The organism is Planobacterium oryzisoli, assembly GCF_015354315.1.
Lineage (GTDB): Bacteria > Bacteroidota > Bacteroidia > Flavobacteriales > Weeksellaceae > Planobacterium_A > Planobacterium_A oryzisoli.
Window position 1 is genome coordinate 188,675 of sequence record NZ_JADKYY010000004.1, and the last position, 12,767, is coordinate 201,441.

A 12,767-nucleotide genomic window follows, 5' to 3' on the forward strand; every position below is an offset into this window, starting at 1 on the left:
TCAAGGCAGAAAGAGAATTAACCAAAAATTTCCTTAAGTTGTTAATAGATGCAAGGCCTTGAAAATCAATCAATATCCTTGCCAAAATAATGGCCAAAGGAAGGATAGTTATCCACTATTTCACAAACTTCTTTTAAATTGTATTTTAAGCTGACCAGATAAAGCAGTAGGATGGTAAAGTACTATCTCTGCGTCCGCTAGTTTTAGTTTGTTCCAATAATGACTTCCAGCAAATCGGCTTTCCAAAACCAGTGCCGGTATCCCACTAGAGGCGAGTTCTAATTGCTGTGGAAAGCAAAAATCTCTAGGTGCGTGGAGCGCGGATTTCTGCATAGGTGTAAGGGAATTCACCTCACCCAGGAGCCTTGCGACGTATTCGTTATATGGTTTTTTGTAGGTTTCTATAGGGCTATCGTTTTGAATGAGGCGCCCGTCCTGAAGAATCACGAGTCGGTCCAGCCATGGCATAACTTCCTCTATTTCGTGCGTGGATATTATAAGGGATATCCCGTGCCGCTCCACGTAGGAAAAGAGCTTGCTACGGAGTTCTATCTTTCGCGAGTAATCCAGATTACTGAACGGTTCATCGAGCAGCAGAAGATTGGGGACAACTGAGAGACTGCGAGCAATGGCTACTCTTTGCTGCTGACCGCCACTCAAGAACTGGGGTTTCACATCCGCGTATTCACTTAGTCCTACCACATCCAGTAGTTCCAAGACCTTTTCTTTTTTAGCTTTAAGATTAATATTGGAAAGAAATTTACCTACATTATCGTGCACGGTAGAATAGGGCATCAGATCGTAGTTCTGAGCTACCATTTTCATCTCTTTTTCTCCGGGAACAATGTTTCCTTTAGGACCCAGGAGCTTTTTTCCTTTAAACCAAATCTCTCCCTGGTCCCAATCGGTCAGACCGTATATGAGATTTAAGAGAGTGGATTTTCCGCACCCTGATTCCCCTGCTAGAGCAACAGTGCGTCCCGGCTCAAGGCGCAGATTCAGATTCTCAAACAATCTTTTGTCCTTTGTATAGGAGAAATACAGGTTTTTTATTTCAAGTAGCATTAAACAAATTTAGTGTATTGTTCCTCTGGAATCCAAATACTTTTGCTATTTTAGCCTACTATCAAATCCCAAATTCTATGAAAAAAAAGATTGTAAACTGGAGCGCTGCTGCGCTATGTTTCTCACTAGCTTTTACGGCATGCCAGAAAGAGGCTAAAGTGGAAAGTACCGCAAACGAAGTTTCTACCACGGCGGAGGGTAAAGCCTATGTAGTGGATACACTAAGCAGTGCCATCGAATGGAAAGGCTATAAAGTATTTAAAAGTGAAAATACCAGTCATTTTGGTAAGATCCGATTTGAGAGTGGGAATCTCACCGTGAAGGATTCTCTTCTAGAAAGTGGAGTGTTTGTGGCCAATATGCATTCCTTGGACAACGAGGACCTTGCTTCTGATCTGGAACAAAAGCAGAAACTGGAAGGCCATTTAAAATCCGCGGACTTCTTTGAAGTGGATAAATATCCTACTGCTACCTACCAGATCACCAAGGTAACCCCTCTGGCAGAAGGCGATTATAATACGCTACTTGATGGAAATCTAACGCTAAAGGGTGTAACCAAGCCTGTGCAGATTAAAGCCAACGTTAGCGTCACTCCCGACCAAGTGAGCATCTCCAGTGAGCCTACCGATATTAAGCGAGAGGAGTTCGGAGTAAAATTCCAGGTCCCAGCGGAAAACGGACTTATAAAGGATGAGGTAACATTGCAGATTGTGGTGAAAGCCGTTCCACAGCCATAAACTATATATGCACAATTGAGTGCAGTAAGTATCTAGGCAGCGTGGAGCAATCTTCGCTGCCTTTTCTTTTTGCAGGGAAAAGTGTAACTTTGCACGATATAAATACCGAGAGGGATGTTAGAGAAAATTGATGAATTACTGCTGCAGGTTCAGTCTTTTAAGGCAAACAGTCCAGAGGAACTGGAGCAGTTCCGAATACAATACAACGGCAAGAAAGGCATTCTAAACGACCTCTTTGCACAGTTCAAATCGGTACCTGCACAGGAAAAGAAAGAATTTGGACTTCGGCTTAACACACTTAAGCAGGCAGTTGCCCAAAAGCTTGAGTCATCCAAAGCCACAGAATCTGCACAAAACGATGCAGATTTTAAGGATTTGACAAGACCCTCGTATCCAAGGCCTCTTGGAAGCAGGCATCCTATCAGCTTAGTAAGAAACAGGATACTTGAGATATTCCAGTCGATTGGATTCTCAATAGCAGACGGTCCAGAGATTGAGGACGACTGGCACAACTTCTCCGCGCTGAACATGCCGGAGTACCATCCTGCCCGAGACATGCAGGATACGTTCTTTATCGAGACCAATCCCGACATTCTATTAAGAACACATACTTCCTCTGTGCAGATTCGTTATATGGAGCAGAACCAGCCTCCAATGCGCATTCTTTCTCCAGGAAGGGTGTTTCGTAATGAGGCCATCTCTTCCAGATCACACTGCATCTTTCATCAAATAGAAGGTCTTTACATCGATGAGAATGTGAGTTTTGCGGATCTGAAGCAGACACTACAGTTTTTTACAACCGAGCTTTTTGGAAAATCCAAGATTCGACTTAGACCATCCTATTTTCCATTTACCGAACCTAGTGCGGAGGTAGATGTGTACTGGGGTCTGGAAACTGAAACCGATTACAGGATCACCAAAGGGACCGGATGGCTTGAAATAATGGGCTGCGGAATGGTGGATCCCGCGGTACTGGAAAATGTAGGAATTGATTCCAATCGTTATTCTGGTTATGCATTTGGTATGGGAATCGAGCGTATTGTAATGCTGCTCTACCAAATGGGAGATATCCGCATGTTCTTTGAGAACGATAAAAGAATGCTTGAACAGTTCAAAGCGCTTTAATACAGCGACTCATACCTTAGCCTTCACGCCACGTGAAGGCTTTTTATTTCTTAAAAGCTTGCTTGATACGGTTGTAATCTAGGAAGTATGTGATTTTAAGGGATAAGTTGTTGAGCATAGGCTGCTGAAAGAAAGCGTCAAAATTATCCTTTATGCCACCTACCACGTAGGGTAGGTAATTTTCTGCAGCGTTTCGGTAGAGAAGTGTCAGTTGGCTGCCCGGCGCAAACCACCAACTGTAGCGAAGATCGATATTCCAGAAATTAGAAGATCCGTCGTGGTTCATCCCGTACGTACTAGGTTTGAGGGAGCCGTCCTGGTTTAAAGTGAAAAACTTCTCGTAGGATACACCGGAGTAATAATGTCTGAAGTCCAAAGAAAGGCTCATCTTTTCATTGAAAGCATACTGTGAGGAAAGCGTATTGACAAAGGTATGAATATCGCGCTCTCCCATATAGATCTGCGTGTTTTCACGCGACACGAAGCCCTGGTCCTGCAAGTGGATGTCGTAGTCAAATTCGTATCCCACGGAGAAGCGCTCTGATAGTCTAAGGCGTGCGTTGAGTTCACTTACATACCGGACTCTTCCGCTTTGGTCGTATACGTAGATTTCCGTGTACCCTCCATAACTAAACTTTTTCCTCTCATCACTGTTATAGAAAATCCAAGGATTTACCATGGCTGGAACCCTTAGGTGCCGGCCAAAGGTGCGTGGCTCGTAGATGTTATTTTGGCCGTAGGGGTGGAGTAATAGGCCCATGCCGTAGTTCTGGAATTTCTTGTCGGTGAAGCTAAGGGTCTGATGGATAGAAAAAATACTATATAATGCAGGCTCGAGGCGGTTGGTAAGAGTGAGCTTGAGATTGTAACTTAAGTTATTAAACCTTGCGCTGGGCTTTAGAATTCGGTACGAATAGTTTCCAAAATAGCTAATAAAGTTGTTCCCACCGGTGAAACCTAGATCGTCAATGTTGTATTCTTTGGTCCTTAAATTAACACTGGCATTATAGCGATGCTCTCCAGAGACCTTTCCTGCTCCTAGTAAGGCTTCCGTGCCGTACGTGGCCTCTCCGTTACGTACGATACTTTGCTTGAGATTACCAAAGTAGTTCCACGTATTGGTGCGGTCGGTAATGTCAGCCAGTAAGGCCGTTACGTTGGCATCCCTGAAATTGCCTTCCCGCAATACGTTGGTGTTCACCAACGATACGGAGGAATTGGATCCGAACCTCTGGTCGAGGACCAGTACATTGTAGTTAGACCATGGCTCGGTAACAACTTCACGTTGGGTCTTGGTTGAGGGATCGTATAGCACAGCTTGCATTTTTTCTGTGATACCGTTAAAAAGGCCAATGCCTAGACCTTTCTTAGTACGGCCCGAGATTTTCACCGCATTAAATAGCTTTACTTTCTCTGGGTTTTCTACTACTTGCTCCTGCCCTGAGATCTGTGGTTGGGTGGAGGGTCTTCCTCCCACCCTGCGCGAATAGAACAAATCCCCTTTATTAAATAGTTCTGTACCTTCCGTGAAGAAGGATCGATTTTCTTCGAATTGCTGTTCAAAAGGACCTAAATTCAGCACCGATTCGTCAAAATTGGCCTGACCAAAATCCGGAATCAGCGTCACATCCAAAGTAAAGGCGTCGCTTAAGCCGTATTTTAAATCCATTCCCCCATTAATATTGGTGGTGGTTTTATTCTGGTAATGATTTACATAGGAGGAAAAGTAAGGGAGCAAGGAGAGGCGTACCGGCGGGCTAATGTTGGTGAGTCCTGTCATTTCCCCATCGTAAAGCATAAAGCTTCCCGTGGTGTTGTCCACAAAATTCCACGTGTACTGGGACTGCAGGCGCTGATTTTGGCTTATAAAATTAACCCCCCACACGCCGGAACTTTCCTTAGGAAAGCGTAGTTCGGAATAAGGGATACGCATCTCTACATTCCAGCCCTCAGCATCCATCGCTACCGCACTGTACCAGACGGCATTCCAGGAAAAATCATCATTGGCATTGATTATCAGCTTGGCATCTGCCTGCGCGCCGGATGCCTGGACAACAAACATCATGCTTTGCTGACGGTCATTATAGGGATTGAGCGTGACGGCAAAAAAGTCGCTATTTCCTATTTGGTCCCTTTCCTTAAGTTCCCTGGCAAGTGTGGTGACCGAGGGGTCAAGCGTGCGTGCTGCAATGTAGAGTCCGGTATCGTCGTATAAAACCTTAACCGTAGTTTGGTAGGCGAGGGGTTGGGGTTTGCCATTGTCGGGTGTGCGTTCCGTGAAGCCTGTAACCATAGAGGCATTCTGCCAGGACGCCTCGTCAAAACTCCCGTCAATCTTTATGTTCTGTTGCAATCTGCTGGTATGCACGGTCTTGCGTTCTATTTCAATACTTTTTTGTTGGGCGAAAAGCGGATAGGCAAATAGAATAAAAGTGCTTAGTAGTAAACAAAGACTCAGAGAACGCATCGATAGTTTCTTTATAAGACAACCAAACAGGCATGGATGTTACAGATAAAGTACATTTAGCAAAAATCTTTATGGTCTGAAAGCAATGGGGTATTGAATACTTGTGTAATTCTCAAGGCTTGCCTTCAGGGAACCTACGGCGAGTTCGGCTTCTACCATTACTGGTATATGATTTTTATCGTCGGTGATCCACATGGTGACTCCTTCCTTTGCCTTGAAGACCCTTCCGCTCATAACCATAGGAGTGATACGAAGTGTATTTACTCTTCCGAATTTGGTGCGTACCACTTCTTTTCTGTCTACACGTAGTTGAAAAGGGAACATTTCGTCATCAATCCAGATATTCATGCGAATGGTGCGCCCAGGACGAAGCTCCAGGCTATCGAGATTTCTCAGGTGGTAAAAAGCAGAGAGCATATCCTGGATCCCACGAACCGATTGCAGTCTTTTGGAACCGTTGCTTGGCGTCTTTTTATCAGTCAAAATCAACGTATGGTTCTGATGGTTAAAGGCCGTATGAAGGTGCTGGCTATAGCCTCCTTCCTTGACATTGCGTACGTAGTAACTGGGAAGACCTGTCCGCAGATTGATATAACTCTCATAAAGGTCGTCCACACGGAAAAACGCACGTACTGCTCCGGTCGATCGCCCAATGCCACGCACATACAGATGGGGCGCACCCTGATAGGTGGTACGGTGTGCAGAGAGGGTTGCTGTTCCGGCATTAAGTACACCGTAATGGATTCGGTAGTGCAGCCTTTCACCGGATTTTATATTCTGAATTTGGGCCTCAAGAAAAAAAACGGCCAAAAGGGCCAATAGGCTAAGACATTTCTTCATGCGCATACATTTGCAAAATCTTTGCCACAAAGATACGGCATTAATTAACTGATATTTATCAGTTTGTTAACCCTGTGTGCTGGGGTCGGCAGTCCGAAAGGGTTCGCTAATTTTTTAGTATTTTTGCCACGTTTTGTAAACTTTCAAAATTGTAACTAGACATGATAACCACTGACATATTGATCATAGGAGCAGGACCCACAGGACTTTTTGCTGTGTTTGAGGCGGGACTTTTAAAGCTGAAATGCCATCTTATCGATGCCCTACCACAGCCAGGCGGGCAGCTTGCGGAGCTCTATCCAAAGAAACCTATTTTTGATATTCCAGGGTTTCCTTCTATAAATGCCGGAGAACTGGTGGATAACCTGATGGAACAGATCAAACAGTTCCAACCAGGTTTTACACTAGCCGAGACCGCCGTAAGTCTTACCAAAGTAGACGAGGATTGGTTTGAAGTGGTAACCAACAAAGGTACGGTACACCGTGCGCGCGCCGTGGCCATTGCAGGGGGTCTGGGTACGTTCGAGCCTAGGAAGCCAGAGCATCTTGAAAACCTGGAGTTCTATGAAGAGAACGGAGTGGAGTATTTTGTGAAAGATCCTGAGGCCTTTCGAGGAAAAAAAATTGTAATTGCCGGAGGAGGCGATTCGGCACTGGACTGGAGTATCTTTCTTTCCAATGTGGCCAGTGAGGTCACTCTTATCCACAGGAGAAATGAATTCCGTGGCGCACTGGACAGTGTGGAGAAGGTACAGGCTTTGAAAGATGAGGGCAAACTCAAATTAATTACTCCGGCAGAAGTAACGAAGCTCTCCGGGGAAAAGAAGCTAGAATCCATCTCAGTGCAAACTGAGGATGCCACGATAGAGATACCGTGCGATGCGTTTATTCCACTCTTTGGTCTTACTCCTAAACTTGGTGATATCGCCAATTGGGGACTGGAAATAGAAAAAAATGCAATAAAGGTGAATAATGCACTGGATTACCAGACCAATATTGAAGGGGTATATGCTATAGGGGACGTAAATACCTATCCAGGCAAACTAAAGTTAATTCTTTGTGGATTCCACGAGGCCACATTGATGTGTCAGAGTGTATACAACCGGATGAACCCAGGCAAAAAGTACGTACTTAAATACACCACCGTAAGCGGTGTGGATGGTTTTGATGGCAGTCGCAAGCAGGCAGAAAAAGCGGTAGTTAAGAAAATGGACTAATTTAAGGTAAAGCTATGAGTGATATAAACCTGTTTATTACCGATCGACAAGGTACCGAGCACCAGGTAGTTGTTCCCACCGATATGTCCATGAACCTCATGGAAGTTATCCGATCCTACGAGATCGCCGAGGAAGGCACCGTGGGTGTATGTGGAGGAATGGCCATGTGTGCTTCGTGTCAGGTGTATATAGTAGATGGTGCAGCAACTACCCCAGAGATGGGAGAGGAAGAGGAAGCAATGCTTTCAGAGGCCTATCATGTGAAGGATAATTCCAGGCTTGGGTGTCAAATTCCGATCACTGAGGAATTGGAAGGACTGAAAGTTGTGCTCGCTCCCTACCCTTAAATAGCACAACGCAGAAAATACAAAGCCGCTTTCCTTTTATGGAAAGCGGTTTATTTATTTTAAAGTTTTCAGGAAAAAGCTGTATCGGTTGAATACTAAGCTTTTATAAAGATTATCAAAAAAGTCCGGTAACGATTTGGTAACGGTGCTTATTGCTTTGTATTTCAACGTGTTTCCGTTAGCTCAAAGCAAATATACGAATTTTTTGTTTCTCAAAAACAAATAAATATTTTATTCCCTATCGGGATTACAGGACAAGAGAAAAGGGCTTGCAAAGCCCTTTTCACATAATACTGATAGAATAAACTCTGTCTTTCGTCCTTGTTCTTCCGTTTTATTCAAATACGTTCACAACAGCTTAATACCTGTATTTTCATTATCCTGTCTGTTTCTATTAGTTAAAATAGGGAACTTAACGACTACTTTGCCAATTTCAATATTCTATATGCCCCTCTTGCCACTACTACAAATACAATAGCTCCGATAATCAAATCGGGATAGCTCGAGTTTAACCAATTGACCAAAATTCCTGCAACGATAACCCCCGAATTGATTATAACATCGTTTGACGTGAAAATCATCGAAGCCTGCATATGGGCTTCTTTACTCTTGTTCTTTTGCAATAGGTAAAGACAAAGTACGTTTGCTATCAATGCCAAAACAGAAACAATAATCATTGTTTTGAAATCGGGCATCGCTTCTATTCCGATAAAACGTCTGATAACTTCAACGAAACCGATAACGGCTAACAGGATTTGAAAGTAACCTGCAAACTTGGCGATATTGTTTTTTCTTGCAATCGTACCCCCAATAGCAAACAAAGCCAATGCGTAAACGATGCTATCGGCAAGCATATCCAAGCTATCCGCTACCAATCCCATTGAGTTGGAAAAAATACCGAACAACATTTCCAATCCAAAGAAAACGAAATTGATAATCAATACCGTCCATAGTAGTTTCCGTTGGCTATTGCTTGTATCTGTTTCAACAACTGCGTTAGTTTCTTCGGTTGAAATCAGCGTTGTATTTAGGTTCAAGGTTTCCAAAGCTGAAAAAATCGGCTCTGGGTTTCCACTATGGTAAACATTTAGTTTTCTATTGGGAATATCAAATTCCAATGACTTTACCGTATCAAAGTTTTGCAGTTTCATACGGATTAATTGCTCCTCACTTGGGCAATCCATTTTTGTTATATTAAATATGGTTTTATTCATCTTCTTAAAGTCTAAATTTTATTCCTCCGTTAATTACAAATCCGTCTAATGGTGCATAGATGTCTTTAAAAACAGGGTTGGTTATTGTACCTGTATAAACGTTGATTTTTTTGTCGTTTCCATACTCACAATTCTTAATGATAAAATTAAACCTATGTGAGCTACGGAACAATATGAAAAACTATGCAGAAAGCTGAAATACAGTGTTTTAAAACGATTGTTTTCAGTTTTCAAAAGTAACGTTTTAGTAACCGCACTTTTGCCAACAGTTGCTTTTTACTGCTTTTGACCGCATTACCAAAAAATCATAAAACGGCTGTAAATCCTTTATTTACAACCGTTTTACCTGTCTTTAATCTTTGATTTATTTTTACTGAATATTTATTTTAAAGCGGTCTTTTCTATCGTGAAGGTATCTCTGCCAGAATTTCTTTGAAAAATTCCCAGAATTTCTGCGCTGATGAAATGCTGGCGCGTTCGTCCGGTGAGTGAGCCCCCCGGATGGTTGGACCAAAACTTACCATCTCCATGTCGGGATAATTTGCTCCGATAATACCACACTCCAGTCCGGCGTGGCAGGCCACTACGGCCGGTGTAGCATTGAATTTCCGCTGGTAGATGCTCTCCATTATCTGGACAATCTCTGAGCCGGGTCTGGGTTTCCAGCCAGGATAGGATCCGCTGAGGGTTGTATCTAACCCCGCAAGAGTAAATACCGACTGCAGTTGCTGCGCAACGGCGGTTTTGGTAGATTCTACCGAGGAGCGCGCCAGACATAAGATTTTAAGTGATCCGTCCTTTAACTCTACGCGGGCGATATTGTTGGAGGTCTCCACCAGGTCCTTCACATCAGGACTCATTCGGTACACACCATTGTGCGCTGCATTAAGCGCCAGAACGACTTTGCGGGAATCCTCAACGCTGATACCTTTTTCTTCCCAAGTGTAGTTTTCGATATGTATTTCCATATCAGGCTCCAAGGATTCGTATTCTTGCAGGAGTTCGCTCTTAAGGGCTGTGAGATTCTCGATGAACTGCTGTGCATTACGCACGCTTACTACGGCTCTGGCCTCACGTGGAATGGCATTACGAAGCCCTCCAGCATCAATGTGCAGGAGTTCTATATTTTGATCTTCAAGCCCCTGGTAGAGCAAGCGGCCTAACAGTACATTGGCATTTCCTAGCCCTTTTATAATATCCATGCCGGAATGGCCGCCTTTAAGTCCTTTGATTTCAAGCCGTACCACCATCCCTGAAGGTTCTACTAAAGGAAAGTTGCCTGTTGCCGTCACATCCACGCCTCCTGCACAGCCAATATCTATTTCGTCGTCTTCCTCGGTATCTAGGTTCAGCATTATTTCCCCCGTTAAGGTACCGGGCTCCAGACCCATGGCGCCTGTCATTCCTGTTTCCTCATCAATGGTAAAAAGGGCTTCAAGCGCAGGATGCGCTATGTCGGTGCTTTCCAGCACGGACATCATTGCAGCTACTCCTAGTCCATTGTCTGCACCTAGGGTTGTGCCTTTGGCTTTTACCCAATCCCCATCGATCTCCATTTCGATTCCCATACTTTCGAAATCGAATGCTACGTCCGCGTTTTTTTGGTGTACCATATCCAAATGCGATTGCAGCACTACCGTTTTACGGTACTCCATACCTGCAGAAGCGGGTTTCTTGATCAGTACGTTACCTACCTTGTCCACGGTCGTTTCCAGACCTAGTCCTTCACCAAAGGCTTTGATGAAGGCAATTATTTTTTCTTCTTTCTTGGAGGCCCTTGGTACGGCATTCAGTGCGGCAAAATTTTTCCAGAGTGCACGCGGCTCGAGCTGTGTAATATCCATAGTAAGGTTGTTTTTTCAAATTTACGCATTAAATGACGGGTTGGCAAACTTCCTTCCCGGCGGGTTCTAGCATCCACATTCCCCATAGACTTCTTGCGTGGTAGTATTCCCTTTCCTATCTGTAGCGGTGAGGGTTCCTTGGTACAAGGCCGTTTCAATTTCACCTTTTTCTACTAATTCTGCCTGCAGCACTACATTTACCTGCTTGTTCTGCGCCTCAATGTGCAGCATAGTAGTGGCCTCTGGGTTTAAATGCTTAAAGGATAGGATGTGAAGCTGGTCCTTGAGTTTTACATAGGCCTTTCGCTGGTAGTCATCCACATAGAGGTAATTTTGCTTTACGAACTCTTCTCTGGAACTTGAGAAATAACACGAACAGCCTTCTATATCCTGCGGATAAGCGAATGCACTGAATTTAAGTGCAGTACTGTCTTTTTCTATAGTTTGTGCTGTTGTATCTTTTTCTTTTTTGGCTTGAGGTGTTTCTAAATGAGTAGATTCTTTTTGGGTGCAAGCTGAAAACAGCAAAAGGCAGCTAGATAGTGCAACGACGATGGAGCGCATAATAATGTTTTAATTGTTTAATTGCGTTTACTGGCAGGTAGATTTAAAGGACTTTAATTATCTTTGCCCTTATGCAATATCCCAGCAAAATACTCTCCAAAGCAGTGGAAGAAATTGCTTCTCTGCCAGGAATTGGTAAAAAATCGGCGCTTCGTCTCGCCCTACATCTTCTCAGGCAGCCAGCCAGCCACGCCCAAAGTCTTTCCAGTGCTTTAAGTAAACTTGTAACCGATATCCAGTACTGCCAGGAGTGCTTTAATTTCTCCGATTCTTCCCTTTGCGAAATATGCAGTAGTTCCCAGCGCAATTCCCAGCAACTTTGTATCGTGGAAGATGTTCGCGATGTGATGGCTTTGGAAAACACGGGCAAGTATCAGGGAAAGTACCTTGTACTGGGAGGCAGAATCTCCCCCATGGAAGGAATAGGTCCTTCCCAACTACGGATTTCCGCTATAGGACCCAAGGTGGAGACTGGAGCGGTGAAGGAAGTGATTTTTGCTTTAAGCGCTACTATGGAAGGGGACACAACTGCCTATTATATTTATAAGAAGTTTAAGAACTTACCTTTGGTATTTTCTTCAATCGCCCGCGGCATAGCGGTAGGAGATGAACTGGAGTATGCAGATGAGATTTCTTTGGGACGCTCGATACAGCAGCGAGTACCTTACCAGCAGTAAAAAAACAGCATCATAGTATTCTTCTCTCAAAAAAAATGGCCTGCTTACCAGCGGGCCATTGTATTTGTAGAGGGTTAACCTCGTAATTACGGAGTCGTCACAGGGGCCGCTGGTGTGGTACCCTGAGGTTGCGCAGTACTTGGAGCACTTTGCACTGGAGCACTTTGCACTGGAGCGCTTTGCGCCGGAGTGTTTTGCAACGCAGGTGCAGTGCTACGAACTGGTTTTGCAGTAAGCACCACACTTAAGACAATAAGTACTACAATAGTTATCCCCAGTGTCCAGGTTGCTTTTTCCATGAAATCGTTCGTACGCTGGACGCCAAACTGAGCGGCTCCGCTTCCCCCGAACGTTCCAGAAAGACCTCCTCCTTTTGGATTCTGCGCCATAATAATGATGATCAGAAGAATCGAGGCGATAATGATCAGGATCATAAATAAGGTAAATATTGTACTCATGTGCTTAATGCATTTTTATAAGGTGCAAATATAGTGATAATGTTTAATTCTGCAAAGTACTGGGTAGGTATGCTCCCTTCTAGATTAAGAAAAAAGAAGCCGTCTCAATACTAAATTGAGGCGGTTTTTTCATTTTAGGAGGTTTTAGTGTTGTATAATTAGGAGGTATTTTGTATCTTTATTACTGATAATCAACAAGATGCGACCTACTT

The 12,767-nt window shown here is 43.9% G+C and carries 12 protein-coding genes; 5 read left to right on the forward strand and 7 right to left on the reverse strand.

The window, feature by feature from the left end; all coding sequences use genetic code 11:
* Positions 1–120 precede the first annotated feature (120 nt).
* Positions 121–1,065: an ABC transporter ATP-binding protein gene (locus IC612_RS04805; RefSeq protein ID WP_194739032.1), complete on the reverse strand. Its 945-nt coding sequence runs from the start codon at positions 1,063–1,065 to the stop codon at positions 121–123.
* 77 nt (positions 1,066–1,142) lie between these two features.
* On the opposite strand from IC612_RS04805, the gene IC612_RS04810 reads away from it, so the two are divergent.
* Both IC612_RS04810 and pheS read left to right on the forward strand, forming a co-directional pair.
* Positions 1,143–1,802, forward strand: coding sequence for a YceI family protein (locus tag IC612_RS04810; protein ID WP_194739033.1), 660 nt, complete (start codon positions 1,143–1,145; stop codon positions 1,800–1,802).
* Positions 1,803–1,916: 114 nt separating this feature from the next.
* On the forward strand, positions 1,917–2,927 hold the full coding sequence (gene pheS, locus IC612_RS04815; protein WP_194739034.1) for a phenylalanine--tRNA ligase subunit alpha: 1,011 nt from the start codon (positions 1,917–1,919) through the stop codon (positions 2,925–2,927).
* 43 nt (positions 2,928–2,970) lie between these two features.
* Here the strand turns inward: pheS and IC612_RS04820 are convergent, their stop codons facing one another.
* The gene (locus IC612_RS04820; RefSeq protein WP_194739035.1) at positions 2,971–5,394 is read right to left on the reverse strand and encodes a DUF5916 domain-containing protein; all 2,424 of its coding nucleotides are present in this window, start codon (positions 5,392–5,394) and stop codon (positions 2,971–2,973) included.
* A gap of 69 nt (positions 5,395–5,463) precedes the next feature.
* Positions 5,464–6,234 carry a DUF3108 domain-containing protein gene (locus IC612_RS04825; RefSeq protein WP_194739036.1) on the reverse strand — a complete coding sequence of 257 codons (771 nt, stop codon included), beginning with the start codon at positions 6,232–6,234 and terminating at the stop codon, positions 5,464–5,466.
* Between the two features lie 161 nt (positions 6,235–6,395).
* Here IC612_RS04825 and IC612_RS04830 point away from each other — a divergent pair, with 161 nt between their 5' ends.
* The gene (locus IC612_RS04830; RefSeq protein WP_194739037.1) at positions 6,396–7,451 is read left to right on the forward strand and encodes an NAD(P)/FAD-dependent oxidoreductase; all 1,056 of its coding nucleotides are present in this window, start codon (positions 6,396–6,398) and stop codon (positions 7,449–7,451) included.
* Positions 7,452–7,465: 14 nt separating this feature from the next.
* Positions 7,466–7,798, forward strand: a complete 333-nt coding sequence (locus IC612_RS04835; RefSeq protein WP_194739038.1) for a 2Fe-2S iron-sulfur cluster-binding protein — start codon at positions 7,466–7,468, stop codon at positions 7,796–7,798.
* A 419-nt stretch (positions 7,799–8,217) separates the two neighbouring features.
* On the opposite strand, the gene IC612_RS04840 is transcribed toward IC612_RS04835, so the two are convergent.
* The 3 genes from IC612_RS04840 to IC612_RS04850 form a co-directional block, all read right to left on the reverse strand.
* Positions 8,218–9,012, reverse strand: coding sequence for a cation transporter (locus tag IC612_RS04840; protein WP_194739039.1), 795 nt, complete (start codon positions 9,010–9,012; stop codon positions 8,218–8,220).
* Between the two features lie 401 nt (positions 9,013–9,413).
* Complete coding sequence (locus IC612_RS04845) at positions 9,414–10,856, reverse strand: aminoacyl-histidine dipeptidase (RefSeq protein ID WP_194739040.1); 1,443 nt, start codon at positions 10,854–10,856, stop codon at positions 9,414–9,416.
* A 66-nt stretch (positions 10,857–10,922) separates the two neighbouring features.
* Positions 10,923–11,420: a hypothetical protein gene (locus IC612_RS04850; RefSeq protein WP_194739041.1), complete on the reverse strand. Its 498-nt coding sequence runs from the start codon at positions 11,418–11,420 to the stop codon at positions 10,923–10,925.
* A gap of 71 nt (positions 11,421–11,491) precedes the next feature.
* On the opposite strand from IC612_RS04850, the gene recR reads away from it, so the two are divergent.
* On the forward strand, positions 11,492–12,097 hold the full coding sequence (gene recR, locus IC612_RS04855; protein ID WP_194739042.1) for a recombination mediator RecR: 606 nt from the start codon (positions 11,492–11,494) through the stop codon (positions 12,095–12,097).
* A gap of 86 nt (positions 12,098–12,183) precedes the next feature.
* Here recR and secG read toward each other — a convergent pair whose 3' ends face one another.
* A complete protein-coding gene (gene secG, locus IC612_RS04860; protein ID WP_194739043.1) occupies positions 12,184–12,555 on the reverse strand; it encodes a preprotein translocase subunit SecG in 372 nt (123 codons plus the stop codon).
* Between the last annotated feature and the right edge of the window lie 212 nt (positions 12,556–12,767).

Bases quoted from the DNA above. Each gene is read 5' to 3' on its own strand.
- IC612_RS04805 (WP_194739032.1), bottom strand. From the start codon at position 1,065: ATGCTACTTGAAATAAAAAACCTGTATTTCTCCTATACAAAGGACAAA.
- IC612_RS04810 (WP_194739033.1), top strand. From the start codon at position 1,143: ATGAAAAAAAAGATTGTAAACTGGAGCGCTGCTGCGCTATGTTTCTCA.
- pheS (WP_194739034.1), top strand. From the start codon at position 1,917: ATGTTAGAGAAAATTGATGAATTACTGCTGCAGGTTCAGTCTTTTAAG.
- IC612_RS04820 (WP_194739035.1), bottom strand. From the start codon at position 5,394: ATGCGTTCTCTGAGTCTTTGTTTACTACTAAGCACTTTTATTCTATTT.
- IC612_RS04825 (WP_194739036.1), bottom strand. From the start codon at position 6,234: ATGAAGAAATGTCTTAGCCTATTGGCCCTTTTGGCCGTTTTTTTTCTT.
- IC612_RS04830 (WP_194739037.1), top strand. From the start codon at position 6,396: ATGATAACCACTGACATATTGATCATAGGAGCAGGACCCACAGGACTT.
- IC612_RS04835 (WP_194739038.1), top strand. From the start codon at position 7,466: ATGAGTGATATAAACCTGTTTATTACCGATCGACAAGGTACCGAGCAC.
- IC612_RS04840 (WP_194739039.1), bottom strand. From the start codon at position 9,012: ATGAATAAAACCATATTTAATATAACAAAAATGGATTGCCCAAGTGAG.
- IC612_RS04845 (WP_194739040.1), bottom strand. From the start codon at position 10,856: ATGGATATTACACAGCTCGAGCCGCGTGCACTCTGGAAAAATTTTGCC.
- IC612_RS04850 (WP_194739041.1), bottom strand. From the start codon at position 11,420: ATGCGCTCCATCGTCGTTGCACTATCTAGCTGCCTTTTGCTGTTTTCA.
- recR (WP_194739042.1), top strand. From the start codon at position 11,492: ATGCAATATCCCAGCAAAATACTCTCCAAAGCAGTGGAAGAAATTGCT.
- secG (WP_194739043.1), bottom strand. From the start codon at position 12,555: ATGAGTACAATATTTACCTTATTTATGATCCTGATCATTATCGCCTCG.